At 48.2% G+C, this 22439-nt stretch carries 16 protein-coding genes; 15 read left to right on the top strand and 1 reads right to left on the bottom strand.

All coding sequences use genetic code 11. From position 1 onward, the window contains the following. Positions 1-148: 148 nt before the first annotated feature. The 15 genes from rpoZ (at position 149) to ACXAGX_RS10970 (ending at position 19809) form a co-directional block, all read left to right on the top strand. Positions 149-421 carry a DNA-directed RNA polymerase subunit omega gene (gene rpoZ, locus ACXAGX_RS11040; RefSeq protein ID WP_474823703.1) on the top strand — a complete coding sequence of 91 codons (273 nt, stop codon included), beginning with the start codon at positions 149-151 and terminating at the stop codon, positions 419-421. A 141-nt stretch (positions 422-562) separates the two neighbouring features. Further along, positions 563-2671, top strand: a complete 2109-nt coding sequence (gene spoT / locus ACXAGX_RS11035) for a bifunctional GTP diphosphokinase/guanosine-3',5'-bis pyrophosphate 3'-pyrophosphohydrolase (RefSeq protein WP_474823701.1) — start codon at positions 563-565, stop codon at positions 2669-2671. A 20-nt stretch (positions 2672-2691) separates the two neighbouring features. After that, positions 2692-3078 carry a RidA family protein gene (locus tag ACXAGX_RS11030; RefSeq protein WP_070125887.1) on the top strand — a complete coding sequence of 129 codons (387 nt, stop codon included), beginning with the start codon at positions 2692-2694 and terminating at the stop codon, positions 3076-3078. A gap of 167 nt (positions 3079-3245) precedes the next feature. Beyond that, positions 3246-3860 (top strand): peroxiredoxin-like family protein, encoded by a 615-nt coding sequence (locus ACXAGX_RS11025; RefSeq protein WP_474823698.1) that lies wholly within the window; start codon positions 3246-3248, stop codon positions 3858-3860. 122 nt (positions 3861-3982) lie between these two features. Then, entirely contained in the window at positions 3983-6055 is a 2073-nt protein-coding gene (recG, locus tag ACXAGX_RS11020) for an ATP-dependent DNA helicase RecG (RefSeq protein WP_474823696.1), read from the top strand. Further along, entirely contained in the window at positions 6048-6806 is a 759-nt protein-coding gene (locus ACXAGX_RS11015) for a class I SAM-dependent methyltransferase (RefSeq protein ID WP_474823692.1), read from the top strand. Before recG ends, ACXAGX_RS11015 begins: the two co-directional genes overlap by 8 nt. Before the next feature lie 9 nt (positions 6807-6815). Beyond that, positions 6816-7289 carry a redoxin family protein gene (locus ACXAGX_RS11010; protein ID WP_474823690.1) on the top strand — a complete coding sequence of 158 codons (474 nt, stop codon included), beginning with the start codon at positions 6816-6818 and terminating at the stop codon, positions 7287-7289. 317 nt (positions 7290-7606) lie between these two features. Beyond that, the gene (locus ACXAGX_RS11005) at positions 7607-8302 is read left to right on the top strand and encodes a helix-turn-helix transcriptional regulator (protein ID WP_474823686.1); all 696 of its coding nucleotides are present in this window, start codon (positions 7607-7609) and stop codon (positions 8300-8302) included. 743 nt (positions 8303-9045) lie between these two features. Continuing rightward, positions 9046-11553, top strand: a complete 2508-nt coding sequence (locus ACXAGX_RS11000) for a S8 family serine peptidase (protein WP_474838328.1) — start codon at positions 9046-9048, stop codon at positions 11551-11553. 131 nt (positions 11554-11684) lie between these two features. Next, positions 11685-12866: a BaiN/RdsA family NAD(P)/FAD-dependent oxidoreductase gene (locus tag ACXAGX_RS10995; protein ID WP_474838326.1), complete on the top strand. Its 1182-nt coding sequence runs from the start codon at positions 11685-11687 to the stop codon at positions 12864-12866. A gap of 251 nt (positions 12867-13117) precedes the next feature. Continuing rightward, positions 13118-13837 carry an ABC transporter ATP-binding protein gene (locus ACXAGX_RS10990; RefSeq protein ID WP_474838324.1) on the top strand — a complete coding sequence of 240 codons (720 nt, stop codon included), beginning with the start codon at positions 13118-13120 and terminating at the stop codon, positions 13835-13837. Then, positions 13837-15270 (top strand): ABC transporter permease, encoded by a 1434-nt coding sequence (locus ACXAGX_RS10985; RefSeq protein ID WP_474838322.1) that lies wholly within the window; start codon positions 13837-13839, stop codon positions 15268-15270. The genes ACXAGX_RS10990 and ACXAGX_RS10985 overlap by 1 nt, the downstream gene beginning before the upstream one ends. Continuing rightward, the gene (locus ACXAGX_RS10980) at positions 15267-16520 is read left to right on the top strand and encodes a DUF3526 domain-containing protein (RefSeq protein WP_474838320.1); all 1254 of its coding nucleotides are present in this window, start codon (positions 15267-15269) and stop codon (positions 16518-16520) included. Before ACXAGX_RS10985 ends, ACXAGX_RS10980 begins: the two co-directional genes overlap by 4 nt. Before the next feature lie 22 nt (positions 16521-16542). Then, positions 16543-18681, top strand: a complete 2139-nt coding sequence (locus ACXAGX_RS10975; protein ID WP_474838318.1) for a TonB-dependent siderophore receptor — start codon at positions 16543-16545, stop codon at positions 18679-18681. A gap of 81 nt (positions 18682-18762) precedes the next feature. Continuing rightward, entirely contained in the window at positions 18763-19809 is a 1047-nt protein-coding gene (locus tag ACXAGX_RS10970) for a M14 family metallopeptidase (RefSeq protein WP_474838316.1), read from the top strand. Between the two features lie 70 nt (positions 19810-19879). Here ACXAGX_RS10970 and ACXAGX_RS10965 read toward each other — a convergent pair whose 3' ends face one another. Then, positions 19880-22228 carry a beta-L-arabinofuranosidase domain-containing protein gene (locus ACXAGX_RS10965; RefSeq protein WP_474838314.1) on the bottom strand — a complete coding sequence of 783 codons (2349 nt, stop codon included), beginning with the start codon at positions 22226-22228 and terminating at the stop codon, positions 19880-19882. Between the last annotated feature and the right edge of the window lie 211 nt (positions 22229-22439).

Raw genomic sequence — 22439 nt, 5'->3', positions numbered from 1 at the left:
CGGCGTGTTTGAAATGCTTGGCTTCCCTTAGCCAGTGAAGCGCGCGGCTCCAACAGATCTCAAAAGTACTATTACATCGTGGTTGTGTGTTGTATACTACGCGGCCATTTTTTAAGTTTTACGCCTAATTTCATTTTCGGAGAATTACATGGCCCGCGTAACAGTAGAAGACGCCGTAGATAAAGTTGGTAACCGCTTTGACCTCGTACTGGTTGCAGCACGTCGTGCGCGCCAGTTGGCTACCGAAGGTAAAGATGCACTGGTAGATGTGCAGAACGATAAACCTACGGTTACCGCATTGCGTGAAATCGAAGAAGGTTTGGTAAATGTTGATACGCTAGATCAAGATGATCTGCGCGATCAGGAAAGACAGGAAAGTGCGGATTTCGCTTCTGTAGCGAATATCCTGTCTGAACAGTAATCGGCAATACCGACTGCATTACAGACTACTAACGCCAGTGAACTAAAATAAAAGTTCGCTGGCGTTTTTGTTAGTGGCATTCCCCACCATACTCCATTATTCTGTTTCTATTAGCTTTATTTGCAGGAAAGTGATCTACACGTGTATTTATTCGAGGGTTTAAAACAAAAAATTTCTGAGTATCTGCCTGCTGATCGCGTTCAGCTGGTGCAGGATAGCTTTGTTTTAGCTCATGAAGCCCATGACGGGCAGATGCGATCTAGTGGTGATCCCTACATCACCCATCCGGTTGCAGTGGCTGGCATTCTTGCCGACATGCACCTGGATCACGAAACATTAATGGCAGCGTTGCTGCACGATGTTATCGAAGATACGCATTACAGTCAGGAAGACCTCGCTGAAGCATTTGGCGATACTGTCGCCGAGCTGGTGGAAGGCGTAAGTAAGCTTGATAAAATCGCCTTCAGCAGCAAGCAGGAAGCCCAGGCAGAGAACTTCCGTAAAATGATGATGGCCATGGTGCAGGACATCCGGGTTATTCTCATCAAACTGGCTGACCGCACTCACAATATGCGTACGCTGGGCTCGTTACGCCCAGATAAACGCCGTCGTATTGCCCGGGAAACCCTGGAAATCTACGCGCCCATTGCCCACCGTTTGGGTATTCACGATGTGAAGAACGAGCTTGAGGATTTGGGCTTTCAGGCCATGTATCCCATGCGTCATCGTGCATTGAAATCCGCAGTAAAGCAGGCCCGTGGTAATCGAAAGGAAATCATCGATAATATTCGTCAGGAACTGACAACCCGTCTCAGTGAACACAAGATTGACGGTAAGGTTGTCGGCCGCGAAAAGCATCTTTATTCCATCTACCGCAAAATGAAAAATAAAGAGCTGATGTTCAATGAAGTGATGGATATCTATGCGTTCCGGATTGTGGTTGAAAGCGTGGACAATTGTTATCGCTCACTTGGCGCGATGCACAGTTTGTACAAGCCCATTGAAACTCGCTTTAAAGATTACATTGCCATTCCGCGCACTAATGGTTATCAGTCATTGCATACCTCGTTGGTGGGCCCTCATGGTATTCCTGTGGAAGTGCAGATTCGTACTCAGGCAATGGACCAAATGGCAGATAAAGGGGTGGCTGCGCACTGGCTTTATAAAGAGCCCGGCGATAGCGACACCACCGCCCAATTACGCGCGCGTAAGTGGATGCAATCGCTGCTGGAACTGCAACAGAGCGCAAGCTCGAGCTTCGAGTTCATCGAATCCGTTAAAACGGATCTTTTCCCCGAAGAAATCTACGTATTTGCACCGGATGGTCGCATCATTGAGTTACCTATGGGCGCGACGGCTGTAGACTTCGCTTATGCGGTGCACTCTGATATCGGTAACACCTGTGTGGGTGTGCGGGTAGAACGCAGAAACTACAGCTTGAGCAAGCCGCTGGAAAATGGTCAGACTGTCGAAATCATCACCTCGCCAAAGGCGAAGCCGAATGCTAATTGGCTAAACTTTGTAGTGAGCGCACGCGCACGTACCAGAATTCGTCAATATCTGCGTAGGCAACATTCTCAGGAAGCGGTGAACATGGGTAACCGTTTGTTGCGTCATGCATTGGGGATGGTGAAATTAGATGACATCGCCCAGGAAGACATTGAACGTGTGGTGGCGGAAACAAAGCATCAAACCTTCGACGACCTGCTTACCGATATTGGATTGGGCAATGAGCTGAGTGCCATCGTTGCTCGCCGCCTACTTGGTGAATCGGCAGAAATTCCGGACAAAAAAGGGAATGTCGCTATTCGTGGTACCGAAGGCTTGTTAGTGCATTATGCCCGTTGCTGTCATCCTATTCCTGATGATGAGATTGTGGCCGTACTCAGCCCGGGTCGCGGTATGACCATTCACCAAACAGGGTGTAAGAACATCCGCAAGCTGGCAAAAGAAGAACCGCAGCGTGTACTGCCTATGCAGTGGGACGATACGCCGCAAGGTGAATTTAAAGCTTCTTTGCGTATTGAACTGTACAACCACCAAGGTACACTGGCTAATCTGACGAATATGATATCGGGTTGCGACTCCAATATTATCGGGCTCCAGACAGAAGAAAAAGAAAGTAATATCTACTTTATTGATATTGAATTGACGACATACAACCGCGTACATCTTGCGCGTGTGATGAAGAAGATCAGAACGATGTCAGAAGTACAAAAGGTCTCGCGTCACAGTCAGTCCCGACACTAATTTTTTGAACAGGATTCATCATGGCTAAATCAATTATTCATACCGACAATGCGCCTCAGGCAATCGGTACTTACAGTCAGGCAGTTAAAGCGGGTACCACTGTGTACCTTTCTGGTCAGATCCCTCTAGTACCTGAAACCATGGAAATCATTTCTGATGATTTCGCTGAGCAGGCCACACAGGTTTTTGAAAACGTAAAAGCGGTTTGTGAAGCGGCTGGCGGAACAATTAACGATATGGTTAAGGTAAACATCTTCCTGCCTGACCTGTCTCATTTTGCTACTGTTAACGAGATCATGGCGAAGTACTTTAACAAGCCTTATCCTGCTCGCGCAGCCATTGGCGTTAAAGAACTGCCTAAAGGTTCTCAAATCGAAATCGACGGCATTATGGAATTGCCGGAGTGATTTAAATTGTGTTGAGCCTGCGCATCACGCATTTTTAAGCCGCGTTTAACGCGGCTTTGTCTTTTGGCTTCCTCGATAAACGCAAGCTTTTTGACTATTTACTGATAAATTGAAATAAAAAAAGGCCCGAGAGGGTCTTTTTAACTTCAACTAATCAGGAGATTATCATGCGCTCTGTTTCTTTTATTGTACTACTGCTCTGTAGTAGTGTTTTTCACGTTTTTGCGGCGCCCGCGCCAAGCGCGTCGGAGGTACGACCGCTGCTTGAAGGGATGTCTGTGCCCGATGTAAAGGTGACCGATACCGACGGTTCGCCGTTCAGTTTAAAAGCACTATTGATGCAAAAGCCCTCCGTGGTGGTGTTTTATCGCGGCGGTTGGTGTCCCTACTGCAGCGCGCAATTGGCAGGTCTGAAAGACATTGAAAAGCCTTTGACCAAAGCGGGCTATCAAATTCTGGCGGTATCGCCTCAGTCGCTAGCGCAACTGAACGAGCAAAAGCTCGAGGAAACGTTTGCAGCACGGTTATTGTCTGACGCTTCGCTGTCGGCACTGAATGGATTTGGGATTAGCTATTACGTCGATGCCGAAACAGCTAAGAAGTACGATAGCTACAACATCGCGCTTACCAACGACAGTTCAGGTAAACCAGTACTTCCTGCGCCCGCAGTATTTATCGTCGATAAGCAGGGAGTCGTGCAGTTCAGCTATGTAAACCCCGACTACAAGGTGCGTCCTTCACCAAAGCTTATTCTGGCAGCCGCTGAAGCGCTGGTAGAGTAACTCGTCTCGTAGAATTTACTGGCCCTGAATACAGGTTTGACACTGTTGCAGGGCCAGCCTCTCGCAAACCGACTGTGAATGCCTTACACTGGGCCTATATACAGTTAATTTCTTTAAACATCATGCAGTCACTCGCTCATACACCGGTCACTGATCTGAAAAAGGTTGGCGCCAAGGTGGCTGAGAAATTGTCAAAAATTGGTCTCAATACGGTGCAAGACGTGCTGTTTCATTTGCCGTCCCGCTACGAAGATCGCACTCAGGTTTACGAAATCGAAGACTGTAAACCGTTCACGCATGTCAGCATTCAGGGTGAAGTGAAATCTGCCGACATCCAGTACGGCAAGAAACGTATGTTTGTGGTGAAAGTTTCAGACGGAACGGGCACAATCACTTTACGTTTTTTCCATTTCGGTGCTGTTCAGCGCACCATGATGACACCGGGGAATGAAGTTCGTTGCTTCGGTGAAATCCGCACGGGTAAGTGGGGGCTGGAAATGATGCACCCCGAATTCTCGTTAATTGGCGAAGACGACGATGACGTAGAAGAAACCCTGACGCCGGTGTATCCCACCACCGAAGGCGTTAAACAACTCACCTTAAGAAATCTTACCGAACAATCGTTGGCATTGCTGGAAAAGGGCGGCTTAACGGATTTGTTGCCAGACGGCATGTATGAAGGGCAGGTGACGCTGGCCGATGCCCTTCGTCTTGTGCATCGTCCACCACCGGATGTGTCATTGGAGATGATGGAAGAAGGTTTGCACCCGGCACAAAAGCGATTGATTCTAGAGGAGTTGTTGGCACACCACCTCAGCGTGTTGAAGGTTCGCCAGCAAGCCCAAGCCCAACCCGGCATACCTATCAACATAAATCATGACTTAATTGGGAAGTTGCTGGATAGTTTGCCATTTTCGCCCACAGGCGCGCAGCAACGGGTAGTGGCCGACATTCAAAAAGACATGAGTCAACCTTACCCAATGATGCGTTTGGTGCAGGGCGATGTGGGTTCAGGCAAAACATTGGTGGCGGCTTTGGCTGCGTTGTCAGCCATCGGTGCGGGTTACCAGGTTGCGCTAATGGCCCCTACTGAGCTCCTAGCAGAGCAGCACGCCAGTAATTTTCGTGGCTGGCTCGAACCGTTAGGTATCGAAGTCGGTTGGCTCGCAGGTAAACTTAAGGGCAAACCTCGTCAGGAAGTACTCACTCGCCTCGAAAGTGGCAATATTCAAATGCTGGTGGGCACCCATGCTATTTTTCAGGAGCAAGTGGAATACCAACAGCTCGCACTTGTCATTGTGGATGAACAACATCGGTTTGGTGTGCATCAGCGATTAGCGCTGCGTGAAAAAGGCGAGAAGCAGGGCCGTTTTCCTCATCAGTTAATTATGACTGCAACGCCGATTCCGCGAACACTGGCGATGACGGCTTACGCTGATTTGGATACCTCAGTCATTGATGAGCTGCCTCCCGGGCGTTCACCGGTTACCACCGTGGTATTACCCGATACCCGTCGTGGCGATGTGATTGCCCGGGTATACGACGCGTGTCATAACCAGGGGCGCCAGGCTTATTGGGTATGTACATTAATTGATGAATCGGAAGTGTTGCAATGTCAGGCCGCAGAAGATGCCGCCGTAACGCTTCGTACCGCGCTACCGGACTTACGGGTTGGGCTGGTGCATGGTCGTCTAAAGCCGGCCGAAAAGCAGTCTGTGATGGACGAATTTAAGCGCGGCGAACTCGACTTGCTGGTGGCCACTACGGTTATTGAAGTGGGCGTAGACGTGCCAAATGCCAGTATTATGATCATTGAAAACCCAGAACGACTCGGGCTCGCACAGCTTCACCAGTTACGTGGACGGGTGGGGCGAGGCGCGGTGGAAAGTCAGTGTGTATTGATGTATTCGGCACCCTTGTCGAAAACCGCCACTCAGCGACTTGGCGTACTGCGCGAGTCTAGTGATGGATTTTATATTGCCCAAAAAGACCTGGAAATCCGTGGCCCCGGAGAGCTTATGGGCACTAAGCAAACCGGGATTGCTGAAATGCGCATTGCTGATTTGGTGCGTGACGGGCAATTAGTCCCGCAAGTACAGAATATCGCCGAACGGTTATGGCAGGATTACCCGAGTCATGCACAAGCTATCATTAATCGTTGGATTGGATTTAAGGAACAATACGGGAATGCATAACATTTCTGTCTTTATTGCCCCAGCGCAAAGCGAAGATGAAAAAAACAAGCTACAACAGGTAGCAGAGAAATGGTCTTTTCCGGTGATAAGCGAACCGCCAGAAGGTCTTGCAGTAATCGTCGAAGATGGAAAGCTGTCGGTGAAAGATTTTGCTGAACCCAAACAACTTGGGGTTTTTGTAGACTTTCTTTCTGGCAGTAGTTTGTATCGCCAACAGCATGGCGGTGGTAAGAAAGAACCCATTGCCAAAGCGATTGGCGTAAAAGGCGCTGACACACCGACGGTCCTGGATGCCACACCAGGATTAGGCCGCGATGCGTTTGTTCTGGCGTCGTTGGGTTGCCGGGTGGTGATGATGGAGCGTTCACCTGTGGTCGCCGCACTGCTCGACGATGGTTTGTTGCGCTTGGCAGAGCAAGACCGTGAATTTGCCAAGCGATTCCGGTTAATTCACGGTAACAGCATTGAACAAATGGAAGTGTTAAATGAAGAGATTGATGCAGTTTATCTCGATCCAATGTTTCCACATCGGAAAAAATCTGCTTTAGTAAAGAAAGAAATGCGTGTTTTTCAGCAGTTACTCGGCAGCGATGACGATGCGGACGGATTACTGTTACCTGCCAGAACACTGGCAAAACAACGGGTTGTGGTGAAACGTCCTGACTATGCCGAGCCGCTGGCAGGCGTGGCGCCCACCATGGCGATCAAAAGTAAAAAACACCGTTTTGATGTTTATCTATCACCCAAGTAGGAGAGAAGTATGATTAGCGTTGGTAGTACCTTGCCGGAAGTCACCTTTGGCTTGTTAAAGGACGGAAAAACCACCAATCCTCACACCAATGACATCTTTGGTGGTAAGAAAGTAGTCGTGTTTGCAGTACCAGGTGCGTTTACGCCAACCTGTTCTGCGGCCCATTTGCCTGGTTATGTGGCATTGGCGGACAAAATTAAGGCAAAGGGCGTTGACGATATTGTCTGTATATCGGTTAACGATGCGTTTGTTATGGACGCGTGGAAGCAGGCTAGCAACGCCGAAGAAATTACCATGTTGGCAGACGGCAACGCGTACTTCACCAAAACCATTGGTATGGACATGAACACCGGTGATTTCGGCGGCGCACGCAGCGTTCGTTATTCTATGGTGGTGGAAGACGGTGAAGTGACACAGCTTTTTGTTGAAGATCCGGGCCGTTTTGAAGTATCTGATGCGGAATCTATGCTTAAAGTCCTGTAATTAATTAATGCCTATCTTATGTAAATCGGTTGTCGACTAATACTTTAGTCGGCAGCTGTTCGCTTTCTTCTTCGTAATATACTGAAAATCCAACATTAATAGTGCTTTTGAACAATGTTTGTAAGCACTGTCTACGTCATTATTTTTTCTTACTTATTGTGCACTAATCCATTCGTTCTGCTATGCTCGTATTAAGCGTAGTTTGCCTATATATGGTGGGGGTAAGGAAGTACTCCACGGTTTTTCAACCGTTATTCTGCAGCGTATGATCTCGCAGGATGATCAGAAACGCTCGAACGGTCCCAAGGAGGGAATACATGATGAATAAAGGCCAAAAATACGGCGTCTACCTGATATCAAAGTCGTTATCTTCTGATGAAGCCAGCGACGAACAGGTAATGCTGTTTAAACAATTACTACAAACCTGCGGCTACGAAGTTACCGAACTTACTGCAATTGAACAGCTCGAGCAGACATCTAATCAAGATCTGATTTTTTATGACGCCGCCTTGGCGGATGAAAAATTAGGGGCATTTTATCGCTATCAAGGTTATGCCCGTTGGATTCTTTTTAATCTTCAACCTGGTGACATTGACGAGTGCGAAGCAATTATCGCTGGCGTTGAAGGCACGTTCTATACGTCTGATACCCCAGAACTATTGCTTAAAGGGGTCCGTCGCCTGGCGAAAATGGATGTGTGGTTTAAGCGTAATTCAATTAACGAAGCTTTACGTCGTTTGCGTCAGCAAACCCGTAAAGCAAGCGCTGCAATAAATCGCCCTCAGGAATTGTCTAAATCGATGGTGCATCCGAAGCTGACTAAGCGCGAGGTGACAATTATTGAACTGGTTGCACAGGGTTCGCAAAACCAGGAAATCGCCGACCAATTGCATATCAGCGTCAATACGGTAAAAACGCACATTTACAGTATCTTTCGGAAAACGCACTCAAGAAACCGAATCGAACTACTGTCGTGGTCGCAACAATTCGTGAGTGATTACAGTAGAGTTTGAGATGAGCAAACGCAAAATCCGGTAGAGAAATCGCCGGATTTTGTTTGTCATAATCTATATTGTGGTACACGTAATAACACGATAGCCTGTATTTATTCGAAACAAGCACAACTTTCAATTCAAATCACCGCATTAGCTCATAAGTCACGTTGTAGACCTAGAACTCGATGCTATAACTGCTCGAAGGTATCTTTGCGGAACACGCACTAATACGTGTAACTCATCTGGTTACCATTAGACAAGTGTAGTCAAACAGAGCAAATAAAATCTGCTCTTTGTTAACGAATCAATAATTGTCGGAAAAGCTATAAAGAGAAGAATCCAGTGAAGTCGTTACCCCTGCTAAAAGGTTGACTGTGGAGACTTATTAGCTATTGAAGTGGACAACTGCGAAAATAATGAAAGGTAGAAGGAAAATAAGAGTCCATGTAGGCGTTTTCCTCATCCCAACTATTCCCTGTCAGGTCAAAACTAACCCATTAAATGTATCGCTCATCGTTTTGTGCTTCCATAATCATTTTGTTGTAATTTTAACTGCGTTTAAAAAACGAGCGAATGCGGCTTGCACGTATATGCGAAAAATATGTTTCATAAAAAAGTCGTAATTTGGAAATGTTGCTATGGATCTGTAAAAAACTTTGTGGCAACAATAACCTGCTGTTACCCCTGCTAATACTTGATATGTGGCGATCCTAAAGTGTGCTTACACACACCTAACTATAAAATACATATGGATCAACACTATGAAAAAGAAACTTTCTGCATTGACGTTAGCGATGCTGCCAGCGCTTGGAATGGCGGCTCCTACTGAAACAGTAAGCTATGAAGACGATTCTATTATTGTTGTGTATAAAGCTTCAGCGACAGAAGCCGATCGCAATGCTGCAATGGCCCTAATCAATCCAGGTAAAGGAAAAATTCAGGCCGGCGCTGCGCCAATCAAATCGCTTATGAAAGGCCGTGCTGCCAGCTTAAATATTGGCAACATGGGCGTTAAGAAAGCGATTGAAACTCTCAAAGGCCATCCTGCAATCCTGATTGCAGAACCTAACTACCGCCTGAAAGCTGATTACGTTCCTAACGACGAAGACTTCGATTTGCTGTGGGGCCTGAACAACGATGGCTCCAACGGTGGCGTTGCTGGTGCAGATATCAGTGCTGTGGAAGCATGGGATATTACTACTGGTTCATCTGACGTTGTTATCGGTGTAATCGACACAGGTGTTGACTACATGCACGAAGATCTTGCAGCCAATGCATGGACCAACCCAGGAGAAATTCCAGGAAACGGTATTGATGATGATGGCAACGGTTACATCGACGACGTTTACGGTATCGACGCAGTAAATGACGATTCGGACCCAATGGACGATCACTACCACGGTACACATGTAGCGGGTACGATTGGTGCTGTTGGTGACAACTCTATCGGTGTTGTAGGTGTAAACCACACTGTTTCTATTGCGGCATGTAAATTCCTCGACGCGAGCGGCAGCGGATATACAGATGATGCTATTGAATGTATTGATTACTTTACTGCGCTGAAGGAAGCCGGTGTAAACATCAAGGCGACAAATAACAGCTGGGGTGGTGGTGCTTACAGTGAAGCCCTGGAAATGTCTATCGAAGCTGGTGTAGCCTCTGACATTCTGTTTGTTGCCGCAGCCGGTAACTCCGGTAGCAACAACGATACTAGTCCGCATTATCCTTCCAGTTATGAATCAGAAGGCGTATTTGCAATAGCAGCAACAGATCGTACTGACGGTGATTCGTTCTACTCGTATGGCCCTACTACCGTAGACTTAGCTGCACCAGGTGTTTCAGTCTACTCAACAATCCCACCTGCATATGGCTATGGCGAGTATGAAACATTGTCTGGTACTTCCATGGCAACGCCTCATGTATCTGGCGCACTGGCGCTGGTATTGGCGGCGAATCCTTCACTGACAACACTGGAAGTGAAAGAAATCCTGATGGAATCCGGCGACGACAATGAAGCGATGGCTGAGAAGATCCTCAGCGGTAAGCGCTTGAACGTTGCTCAGGCTCTGGCAGATGCCGATCCAACACCTCGCTTCGGCTTTGAACCTGTTGTTTCAGACATCGAACTGACAGCAGGTGAAATGGCAGAATTTACCTTCATGGTAACGGCTGTTTCAGACTGGGAAGGCACAGTTGATCTGTCAGTTGCAGATTCATTAGGTACGGCCTACCTGTCTACCACGACTGCGATGCCTGGCGACATGGTAACGCTGTATGTACCAACCACAGAAGAAACGCCTTGGGGCACTTATGCCTTTAGCGTAACAGGTACTTCGGGTGAACTTACTGACTCTGAAAGCTTTAGCTTGTCTGTACTGCCAGTTGGCCTTTACGATGAAACCTTCAGTAATACAACACCAGTAGATATCCCAGACTCAGATCCAGCGGGTATCACGTCGGTAATCACTGTTGATGATGCATCTGTAATCTTCGGTGCTGAAGTGTTCGTCGATATCACCCATACCTGGATTGGCGACCTTATCGTTACACTGACATCGCCTTCTGGTACTGAATACGTGCTGCACAACCGCGAAGGCGGCAGTGCTGACGACATCTACGAAACTTATGAAGTAGAAGGTTTCAACGGCGAAATGGCCATGGGTGACTGGACACTGTTCGTGAGCGACAACGTGGGTTACGACACAGGTACCCTGAACCAGTGGGCGGTTACGCTGACCATGCTTGGCGAAGGTGACACTGAGACTCCGCCTTCTGCAGGCTTTGACTACGCTGTTAGTGATCTGACGGTTTCTTTCACTGATACCTCTACTGACCCTGATGACGATATTACCACTTGGGAATGGAGCTTCGGCGACGGTAGCACTTCTATGGAGCAAAGTCCTGTTTATACTTATGCAGAGGCCGGTTCTTATGAAGTGACACTGATGGTGACTGATTCAGAAGGTCAAACAGACTCAATGATGCAGGTCGTGACTGTTGAAGCAGCACCGGGTGAAAGCGATATCGAAACGATGCTGCGTCGTACCGTAATTCGCGGAAACCGCTATGTTGTTGCTTTCGGCTACAAAGGTGCGGTAGACAGCGAAGTATCTATCTACAAAGACGGCGTGATGATTGGTACTAAACCTGCCTATCGTGGTCGTGGTAGTTATGAAGACCGTGGTCGTGTAGACGGTGCTGAAGGCGCAACCTACAAAGTTTGTGACTCTTCAGGCTGTTCTGCAGAGTTCTATGTTCCATACGAGTAAGCACAAACGTTGATCCCATTGACGTAAATTAAGGCCTCCCTTGTGGAGGCCTTCATCGTTTTAGCCGTTTAACTTCAATATCTGCCACCAGCCCTCTATAATTCGCCCTTTCAATCGGGCGGAATTTATCAGTGATCCAAAAAGACGTAATTATCATCGGCGCAGGGGCGGCGGGCTTATTCTGTGCCGCTGAAGCGGGCAAGCGCGGACGTTCCGTAGAAGTATTGGATCACGGGAAGAAAGTGGGGCGTAAAATTCTTATGTCAGGTGGTGGCCGCTGTAATTTCACCAACATGTATGCAGAGCCGGCTAACTTTTTGTCTGACAACCCGCATTTTTGTAAATCTGCACTTAGCCGCTATACCCAATGGGATTTTATCGCTTTGGTAAGCGAGTACGGTATTCCTTATCACGAGAAAACCTTAGGGCAGCTGTTCTGCGACAATAGCGCCTCCGACATCGTAGATATATTGGTAAGTGAATGTGAGAAAGCCGGTGCAAAGATTACCACACGCTGCGAAATCCTTAGCGTTGAAAAAAGCGATTCCGGATTTGCAGTAAAAACATCGCAGGGCGATTATGCATGCGAGTCGCTGATCATTGCCACTGGCGGGCTGAGTATGCCTAAAATTGGCGCGACGCCCTTCGGCTACAAAATTGCTGAACAGTTCGGCCTTAAAGTGCTACCAACCCGCGCCGGACTGGTGCCGTTCACGCTTCACGATAGTGATAAACAGGCACTGGAGGCATTGAGCGGTATTGCTGTTGATACTTCAGCAACCTGTAATGATAAATCCTTCCGTGAGGCGATGCTGTTTACTCACCGTGGTCTCAGCGGCCCATCCATGCTGCAGGTGTCGTCTTACTGGCATCCGGGGGATACACTACACATCGATTTACAACCTACGGAAAGCGCGGCCGAATATCTCACTCAGGCACAAAAAGACAATCCCGATGCCCAGCTTTCAACAGTGCTTGGCCGTTACTATCCTAAGCGTATGGTGCAGACCTTCATCGAGATGAATGACTGGCCAAATGAGCCGGTAAAACGCCTTACTCATAGCCAGATTGAGCAAATTGATTCCACACTTTCCGACTGGCACGTGGCCCCAAATGGAACAGAAGGGTACCGCACAGCAGAGGTTACCTTGGGCGGCGTGGATACCGACGAGCTATCATCAAAAACCATGATGAGTAAGAAAGTCGACGGCTTATTCTTCATTGGGGAAGTGGTAGACGTAACCGGCTGGTTAGGGGGCTATAATTTTCAGTGGGCCTGGAGCAGTGCCTGGGCGGCAGGGCAGTTTGCTTAACAGAAAAATGTGAACATGTGATTAAATGCCTCTTTAATGCGATTTATCTCTTAAAGTGGCTGTTTCATGGTATTTTTATCCAGGGTAAATTAATCAACGATATTGTAAATTGTTGTTTACTAATGTAGCTATTCATATTTTTCCTTTCTGTATACCAAGATCTAAATAAGCGTTTTACACAATCAGACTAGCGCAGACCAAACTGGCTGTTATATTATAACGTCACTAGTTTCCTGTGGTGCCCGAAAAAAATGTCTGAAGTCGTGATTAACGCAGATAATCTCTGCGTAAGTGTGAAATCTAAAAAAATATTAAAAAATGTATCCTTCAGTGTAAATCGAGGGGAAGTCCTGGCTCTATTGGGTGGTAATGGCGCCGGTAAGTCCACCACTATCAAAACCTTTCTCGGCTTGATGCCGCCGTCATCAGGCGCCGTTTCGCTGTTCGGAGTCAATGTACATTCACAACCGCAAATTGTGCGCGACAAGGTGGCTTATCTGCCTGAATCTGTGATGCTGTATGCGCACCTAAATGCCATCGAAAATATTCGTTACTTTTTATCTCTGTCTGGCAAGGCAATGACAGACAACGAAATTGCCGGTGCATTGCAGCGTGTGGCTCTTCAAGAAGTTTCCTGGCGCTCGCCATTGGGGAGTTATTCCAAAGGCATGCGCCAGAAGACGGCAATTGCACTGGCGTTACTGCGTGAAGCGCCCATTTTGTTTCTCGATGAACCCACCTCTGGTCTCGACCCGGTTGCCATCGATGAGTTTAACCGTTTGGTTAAGCAGCTTGCAGAGCAGGGCGCAACGATCTTAATGGTGACGCATGATGTCTATGGCGCCTGTCATGTGGCTGACCGAATAGGGTTGCTGCGTAATGGCGAAATTGTCGGCATGTTCGATGCGCCAGAAAACGGCACCATCGACTCTGAAATCGTGCATAAAGCGTTTACCCAAGGGGTAAACTAATGAGTTCAACAGTATTAGCAATTGCCAAAGATGAATGGCGGTACTGGGGGCGCTCGTCACTTGCCCAAACGGTACTCGTTATTGCGGTTATTCTGGCTGCTGCTTCGGTATGGGTTACTCAATCGTCGGTTAGCCATAAAGCTGAACAGCGCCAGCATATGCAATCTGAAGCGAAACAGACTTTTGAAGAACAACCCGATCGCCACCCTCATCGGATGGTGCACTATGGTCATTACGTTTTCAGAACGCCCACGCCGTTGAGTACCCTTGATCCTGGTATCGATTCTTTTACCGGGAACGCTATTTTTCTTGAAGGACATCGCCAGAACGGTGCGACGTTCGCCGATCAGAAGCAGAGTAGCGGGTTAAACTGGCTCGGTAAGCTCACCCCGGCTTACGTAATGCAAGTGCTCACGCCATTGCTTTTGATTGTGTTGGGATTCGGTGTAATGACCCGGGAACGCGAAGCGGGAACACTGGATTTTCTAAAAGTACAGGGCGTGTCGCCACTTACCCTTATCTTAGGTAAAGCTACTGCGTTAACCGGAGCTGGATTAATGGTGCTGGCGCCGCTGATTGTTGGCGCAGGCATATCGCTTACTAACGGGGCAGCATTGTTGCCCGTTGTCGCGTTTCTGTTTAGCTATCTGCTTTATCTCGCGGTGTGGTGTGGCATTGTACTGTTGGTATCAACTCTCACAACCACCAACAGTGCCAGTTTTAGCGGTTTAACAGCGGTATGGATTTTACTGTGTCTGGTATTACCGCGTATTGCCAGTAACACCGCCAGCGTTGCTGTTGAATCACCAGGAAAGCTTGAGACTGACTTTGCTGTGCTTAAGAGCATTCGCGAAACTGGCGATGCGCACAATGCTAACGACCCCGCTTTCAAAGCCATGAAAGATAACCTTTTAGCAAAATACGATGTGGATAGTGTAGAAGAGCTCCCGGTGAATTTTAGAGGTATCGTATCGCAACGGTCGGAAGCGCATCATACCGAAATTCTGAATGACTTTGCTGAACAACAGATGCAGCGTGAATCTGCACAAGCCGATATCGCTCGGCGGTTTGGCTGGATATCTCCGGTTATTGCAGTGCAAACCGCATCGATGAAATTGGCCGGTACAGATTTAGAAAACTATCAACGATTCCTGCGCGAAGCGGAGGCTGTGCGCTTCGACTTTGTTCAAACACTGAATAAACTGCATGCTGAAGGTATGACATACCAGCAGGATGCGAATAAATACACTAGCGCTGAGGCGAAGAAAGCGGCAACAGTAAGCGCCGTGAATTGGCAGATGTTAGATGATTTTCATTTCACGCCTCTTTCAGCCCAGGCGCGTTTCGCTAACAGTGCGATGGCCATCGTACAGTTGTTTTTTGCCCTGGCTGTCGTCGTGGGTATGATTATATTTGCAGGTAGACGACTATGAGCTGGGTAGATATCCGTCGTGAAGCCGCCTTTGTTTTACGTAAAAAAAGCGTTCTGTTTATTCTTTTGGCAGGTTTTTTACTGTCATTGTTTTCCGTCTGGACTGGCAGTGTCGAAGTGGCTCAGCAATCAGCCACCATCGAGCGACTGCTTGAGGCCGACGAAATCGACCGTGCTGATGTCACTAAACAACATCATGATTACGGTTATATTGCTTATTACACTTTCCATCTAACGTATGCGCCTCCATCACCGCTGGCTTTTGCTGCCTTAGGTGTACGCGATGTTTATCCGTGGAAACACCGGGTGCGTATGCTGGCTCTGGAAGGACAAATACATGAGTCCGATACTCAAAATCCTGAACTGGCATTGGCTGGACGCATTGATTTTGCCTTTGTAATAGCCGTGTTCGCGCCGCTATTACTGATTTTACTACTGCATGATCTACGCGCTTCTGAACGTGCTGCCGGAAGACTGGATTTTCTTGTAACTACTGCACGCAGCTCGTTGAGCCTTTGGCCTTTGAGAACGGCAATAATCCTATTGAGCTTGTGGCTGGTGCTAATTATGCCCTTTATCGGTGGCGCGGCAGTCAACGGCGTGTCGTTCGGTTTAATCCTGCTGGTGACTTTCAGTGTGTTTGTGTACATGCTCATCTGGTCGCTGCTCGCCTACTGGGCAGCCCGCTTTAGTTATCCTGCCCCGGTTTTGGCATCTTTCCTTCTCGGTTTTTGGCTGCTTTCAACCTTTATCATTCCAGCTGTAGGTAATGAGGTTATCGATCATAGGTATCACGGCCCCGAAGGCGGCGATATTCTGATGACCCAACGAGAAGCCGTGAACGACGCGTGGGACTTGCCCATTGAAACAACCATGGATGCATTTGTCGCTTCTCATCCTGAATGGGAAGGGAAGACACAAGTGAATGCGTTGTTTGAATGGAAATGGTATTTCGCGTTTCAGCAGGTTGGTGATGAAACGGCGTTGCCGCTGTCTCGGGCTTACCAACAAACCGCAGAAAGCAAATATGCTGCTGCGGGTAAGGTTGCCTGGCTTTCACCTGCCACTTTGTTTCAGCGCACACTCACGCATTGGGCGGGTACTGATGCGCCTGCTGCCTGGGAATACGAACAGCAGGTCAGAGATTATCACGCCGAGCTGCGCCAGTTTTATTATCCGCTGATGTTCAATGGAATTGAATACAGTGAGGCTTCGCTTGATAGTCGCCCTGTTTTTTCCCCTATAAATTAAAGCTATTACGAGAAAAATTAAAATGCGTAAGTTACATGTAAAACCTGCGAAAAGCCTATTAGCGCTAGCCGTGCTGACGAGCTTTTCTACATTGCCAGTTTGGGCCCAAACCGACAACAATGATGGCGATAGTCTGGAACATATTTCCGTTGTGAAACAACGTCAGGCATACAGAGGCGATGTACCGCTGAAGGAACTGCCACAATCTGTCGACATTATTTCCGAAGCAATGTTAGATGAAATGGGCATTGTTGACCTGCAAAGTGCACTTAAGTTTACCAGTGGTATCTCGAGTCAGAATAACTTTGGTGGCCTTTGGGACAGTTTTGCGATTCGTGGTTTTGCGGGCGACGGCAACCGTCCTTCCGGGTATCTGGTGAACGGGTTCAATACCGGTCGCGGTTTTACCGGGAAACGCGATGCGTCCAGTATCCAGTCTATCGAAGTACTGAAAGGGCCGGGCTCTGCACTTTATGGTCGTGGTGAACCAGGCGGCACTATTAATATCATCACTAAAAAACCAGCCTTCGCTGAAGAAGGGTATGTTGAAGCCACTGTAGGTAGCTACGATCTCTATCGCGTAGAAGGTGACTACACTAACGCTGTGACAGCTGATATCGCATTTCGCGCTAATGGCGCGTACGAAGATGCAGGCAGCTTCCGGGATGCGTTGAACAGTAAAAAATTGTTTTTTACGCCGTCGGTTGTTTATCAACTGAATGAAGACACCAGCTTCTTCTACGAATTAGAAATTATCGACCAGGAAGCATTATTCGACCGTGGTATCCCTATCCTCAATAGCCAGTTTGGGCTTGTGCCTATCGATACGTTCTACGGCGAGCCTTCAGATGGCCCAATGACTATCGAAGGCATTGCGCACCAGGTTTCCATGCAGAGTAAAATTAATGAGAACTGGAGTATTAACGGTGGTATTAGTTACCGCGATTCATCGTTCGAAGGGTATTCCACTGAACCTGAAGTGGCTCCGGGTCGTCAGCAACTATTAATTGATGGCGAAACATTAAGTCGCCAGCGTCGGTATCGCGACTACGACACCACAGATTTATCAGGCCGCTTTGAACTGAGTGGTGAGCTGAATACCGGCAATGTTACGCATCACGTTCTTGTTGGCGCCGACGCCTACGACTATGATTACCACCAGTCGCTTAACCGGTGGCGGACAACTGCTGACGATACCACTTACAATGTCGATTATCTGAACCCACAATACGGGTTATCTTCTCCCGCTGATGCGCCTCTCTCCCTGGTTACGGATGTACAGGAAGACCAGCAAGCTTATGGGATTTATATTCAGGACCAAATCGATGTTTCTGATGAGTTTAAGTTGCTGGTGGGCTTGCGGTTTGATGATTTCAGCCTGGATAGTCATAACCTAATTAGCGATGTGGTGACATCTCAAGACCGCTCCGCGACAAGTCCAAGGTTGGGCGCCGTGTATGTACCTAACGACAATTACTCGTTTTACATAAGTTACTCGGAGGGTTTCAGACCGAACAGCGGCGCCGATATCAACGGCAATTCTTTTGAACCTGAAGAGAGTATCTCTTATGAAGGTGGCTTAAAGTTCAGCACCGACAATGAATCAATTACCGGCACGATTGCGGTTTTCCACGCTGAGAAGTCGAATATCCTTTCGGTAGATCCGGTTAGCGGTGCCAACTTTGCAGTGGGCGAAGTAGAAAGTGAAGGTGTGGAAATCGACCTGAATGCGGCATTGGGCGACGCCACAATGTTAACGGTTTCCTATGCTTACATCGATGCTGCGAACCAGAACGCTATCACTAGCCCTGATTGGTGGATTGAAATTCCAGCAGGTACGCCATTGGTGAACGTACCGGAGAATTCGCTGAATGTGACTGTGAACCACCAGCTAACGGTGAGCGGATACCCCACCAGCCTAAGCGCCGGATTGACTTATGTCGACGAAAGACTCGGTGATGCTGTTGATCCCTCGTATATTCTGCCAAGCTACACAACCGTTGATGTTGCTGGCTCTGTTGAGCTAACGCCAGCACTGACGGCGCGTCTGGTTATCGATAATTTGTTTGATAAAGAATATTACGACAATTCTTACTCTGCCCTCTGGACACAGCCCGGCAAGCCGCGCATGGCGAGACTGAGCGTAAAATACGCATTTTAATTAATCCTTTATTCAACAGGGCCAGCCTTCAGTGGCCCTGCTCGTTTCCAATCGCATTTTATTAATCAGGACGCATTTTCTATGTTATCTAAACGCATATCGTGCATTGTTAGCAAAAGTTTGATTGCTACACTTTGTTGTTTCAGTTTAAACGTATTTGCTAAAGAGGCTTTTACCCTTGTTGGCGTTAAAACGGGTGTAGGCGAGAAACGTGCTTACATCGCGCAGGAAGGTGATATACGACTTCCTGTTACCGTGGTGAACGGTGAGCAGAATGGACCGGTTTTACTGCTTGCCGCCGGAACCCACGGCGATGAATATCCGTCGATGTTTGCGCTGCAACGCCTGGCAAAATCGCTTGATCCTAAAGCGGTGAAAGGCACGGTGATCATTTTACATCTGGCGAATCTGGACGGTTTCCATGCCCGTCGTCTGGCGTTGAACCCGAAGGATAACAAGAACCTGAACCGCGAGTTTCCGGGTAGCGAAAACGGTACCGCTACTGAGCAAATTGCAGCGCTACTGACCCGTGAGTTTATCGAAAAGGCGGATTTCTTTATCGATATGCACTCTGGCAGCGCGAATCAGAAACTTTATGATCACGTTTATTCGCCGTTTGTGGGTGATGAGAAGCTGGATGCGCTGACATTCGAATTTGCGAAAGCCACCGGTATGAAACAAATCATCATGTACGGCGACCGTCCGCGTGACCCTGAAAACTCAATTTCGTTTCCAAATACGGGCATGACGCGAGGTAAGCCGAGTTTAACCACTGAAATTGGCGATAATCAGCAGCGCGAAGAAGCATCGATTCAGTTCGCATTGGACGTTGCCCGAAATGCGATGATTTTCCTGAACATGATCCCTGGGGAAGTGCCTGCGAACGACGACGCCGTCATTTACGAAACCATTGATTATGTTGGAAGCGACTTCGATGGCTTCTTTACGCCTAAGGTTGAAATTGGCGCGCAAGTAACACCCGGAATAATCGTTGGTGAAGTCAGTGATTATTTTGGCAACAGTAAGCAAATATTAAAGGCTACCGTAAAAGGTACGGTGCTCATGATCAATGAAACGCCGCCAGTGAAAAAAGGTGAATCGCCAGTGGCCATTGGTGTAGTGCAATAAACAACGTCGCCCTGCAAAAGCAGGGCGATTTTTTATCATTGGGCTTAGCGCAATCGCTTAGGCGCCACAACTATGCGCTTTGTATTTTAGGTTTGAACAGCAGTACGCCAAACACTGGGCCGGCAGTATTACCTTTTTTGGGTTCAAAACGCACATTCACCTTTTTCTTACCCTTGGTAACAGACTCTGGAATGTCGTACACCACGTCAAAGAATTTACCGGGTTTATCAAAATCAAGTGTTTGTGTGGCGACCTTTTCCCCGTCGATCAGAATATAAAACTCCCGTGCGCGTTCTTCACCCCAGTATGACGCTTGAAGTTTCAGTGGCCCCGGTGCGACCTCAAAGTCGAAGCTAAAGAAGCCGCCGGTTCGCGCATCACGGCCATTGCGGCCACGGTACACCACAGGGTAACTGATTTCTGATTCCAGATTATGATCCCGCTCAGCCTGCATTTCGCCTAAGTGCATGACATCCACAGAGCGCTCGGCAAGATCTTTAAGGCGCGCTTGCTCGGCAGCGTAAGCAATTTCAGCATCCGCCCATTCGGCGTCGGTAAATTTTTCGAAATACACCGCGCTACGACGATGGTGGTTGGCATAAAAAGGCGAGAACTTCATGTCTGCCGGGCGACCAATGCCTTCAGACTGATACACTGCCTCATCAGCATTCTTACTGACCAGGCCGGCAATTAAATCGCTGCCTACTAAGGCCGGCGCGGTACCATTCCAGGGCTCGTCGCTACTTCCTAAATCCGCAGCCATCACCATTGGTCCTTGCAGAATGGCCACAACGTTGTCGTTGCCCGGTGTGGCCTCAAGACGCAATGGGAGTGGTAGTTCCAGTGCCACTTTGTCACCGGCTTTCCAGCGGCGCTGAATATAGGCGTAGCCTTTTTCTTTTTCGGTTTGAGAGGGTTCGCCATTCACGGTTAGTGTCCAGTCGTCACCTACCCATGCAGGAATACGCATGGCTAAGCGGAATGCTTTTTCCGCTTTATCCACCGTGAGATTCACTGCACCTGCGTATGGGTAAGCGGTATCCATGGTGATGGCAGCCTGACCGGCCTTCCAGTCAACCTTTGAAGGAATGTACAGATTCACAAATAAGGTATCGTCTCCCTGCCACCAAATAGAATCTCCATGCTTGGCGTGGGTTTCCATGCCAGAACCCGTGCAGCACCAGAAGCTATCGAATTTACTGGAATGGTGGCGGGCAGCACCTGACATAAGCGGTGTCATATAGGTCACCATGCCGGTAGCGGGGTCGATTTGTGCCAACATGTGGTTTAAGTGGGCGCGCTCATAATAGTCGAAATAGGCTGCATCCGGCTGCCAACTGTAAAGATGGCGGGTGAGTTTAAGCATATTGTAGGTGTTGCACGCCTCACAAGTTTGCTCGGTTATGTGATTGGCAATACTGTCTGCATCAAAGAAATATTCACGATCGGCGTTACCACCAATCACATAAGAATGATGATTAGTTACCGTTTCCCAGAAAAAGTGGGCTGCTTTCTGATCGCTGGACTTGCCGGTCAATTCATATAAGCGGGCAAGACCAATAAGCTTGGGTACCTGCGTATTGGCGTGAATGTTAGCCAGTTCATCTTTGCCGTTCGCCAGCGGGGAGAGGACTTTTTTGTGATAGAGCTTTTCAGCCAGAGCCAGCCAGCGGTTATCTTGAGTGCGCGCATACAGTTCAGCAAAGCTCTCGTTTATGCCGCCATGTTCGCAGTCCAGAACGGTTTGCACTTGCTTGTCGGTGAGGTTCGCAAAAACGTCTTCGATGTATTTACCTAGGCCCACCGCTACCGGGATACCACTTTCAAGGCCACAGTAAGTCTGCGCATCAAAGAAACCTGCATACAATTTATGCCAGTTATAGAAGGGTACCCAGCAACCATTCAAATCAAAACCGGCAGAGCGAATATCGCCTGCTTTAATTTCTGCGAATATCTCTTTGCCATCCACAATGGTTTTGTCTTTACGTTTACGGGTGAATCCCGCCACATAACCATCGCCCTGTGCCTGCTGGCATCGGGCTAGTTCATCAATAATGTAAGCCAGTCTAGTTTTCGCTTCGACGTTGCCGGTTTGCGCATGAAGTAATGCTAAAGCTGACATGTAGTGGCCAAGGCTGTGCCCGGCAATGGTGTCGCCTTCCCAACCGCCGTAGATCTCCCCTTTAGGTTCCAGCCCTGCAAACTTATGGAAGTTATGTAAGAAGCGGTCAGGTTCGAGCTCCATCAAATAATTGCTGTTTGCGGTAACCGCATTCAGAAAGTCTGAATCGAGCAGGCGTACATCGTTCAGGGGTAGGGCGCTGGCAGTTTTGGGCAGTGGGTTGGCTGCCACCGCTGCGGTTTCCTGACGAGAGCAGGCAGTAAGCGATACGGTAGAAAGCGCTGCAAGTGCAGTCATTCCTTTGAGGACCTGTCGGCGATCCGTTTTTAGACACAGGTGACACATAACGTTTCCTTTAGGGTAGTTGCACTCTACCTGCACTGCATCAATGTGCATACAGACAACACTGCCGTGTTGGGTGCTACGTTGGTTATTATGTTGTTATACAGTATACGATATTTGAATTTGTCAGGTAACTCAAGAAGGTTTTTAGGAGAAAGGCGCGTTA

It is taken from the genome of Alteromonas sp. ABV4_515 (assembly GCF_056160345.1).
This window is presented reverse-complemented; position numbering and strand designations above follow the sequence as displayed.

Bases quoted from the DNA above. Each gene is read 5' to 3' on its own strand.
- ACXAGX_RS11025 (WP_474823698.1), top strand. From the start codon at position 3,246: ATGCGCTCTGTTTCTTTTATTGTACTACTGCTCTGTAGTAGTGTTTTT.
- ACXAGX_RS10975 (WP_474838318.1), top strand. From the start codon at position 16,543: ATGCGTAAGTTACATGTAAAACCTGCGAAAAGCCTATTAGCGCTAGCC.
- ACXAGX_RS11015 (WP_474823692.1), top strand. From the start codon at position 6,048: ATGCATAACATTTCTGTCTTTATTGCCCCAGCGCAAAGCGAAGATGAA.
- ACXAGX_RS11000 (WP_474838328.1), top strand. From the start codon at position 9,046: ATGAAAAAGAAACTTTCTGCATTGACGTTAGCGATGCTGCCAGCGCTT.
- ACXAGX_RS10970 (WP_474838316.1), top strand. From the start codon at position 18,763: ATGTTATCTAAACGCATATCGTGCATTGTTAGCAAAAGTTTGATTGCT.
- ACXAGX_RS10985 (WP_474838322.1), top strand. From the start codon at position 13,837: ATGAGTTCAACAGTATTAGCAATTGCCAAAGATGAATGGCGGTACTGG.
- ACXAGX_RS11010 (WP_474823690.1), top strand. From the start codon at position 6,816: ATGATTAGCGTTGGTAGTACCTTGCCGGAAGTCACCTTTGGCTTGTTA.
- rpoZ (WP_474823703.1), top strand. From the start codon at position 149: ATGGCCCGCGTAACAGTAGAAGACGCCGTAGATAAAGTTGGTAACCGC.
- ACXAGX_RS11005 (WP_474823686.1), top strand. From the start codon at position 7,607: ATGATGAATAAAGGCCAAAAATACGGCGTCTACCTGATATCAAAGTCG.
- recG (WP_474823696.1), top strand. From the start codon at position 3,983: ATGCAGTCACTCGCTCATACACCGGTCACTGATCTGAAAAAGGTTGGC.
- ACXAGX_RS10965 (WP_474838314.1), bottom strand. From the start codon at position 22,228: ATGACTGCACTTGCAGCGCTTTCTACCGTATCGCTTACTGCCTGCTCT.
- ACXAGX_RS11030 (WP_070125887.1), top strand. From the start codon at position 2,692: ATGGCTAAATCAATTATTCATACCGACAATGCGCCTCAGGCAATCGGT.
- ACXAGX_RS10990 (WP_474838324.1), top strand. From the start codon at position 13,118: ATGTCTGAAGTCGTGATTAACGCAGATAATCTCTGCGTAAGTGTGAAA.
- ACXAGX_RS10980 (WP_474838320.1), top strand. From the start codon at position 15,267: ATGAGCTGGGTAGATATCCGTCGTGAAGCCGCCTTTGTTTTACGTAAA.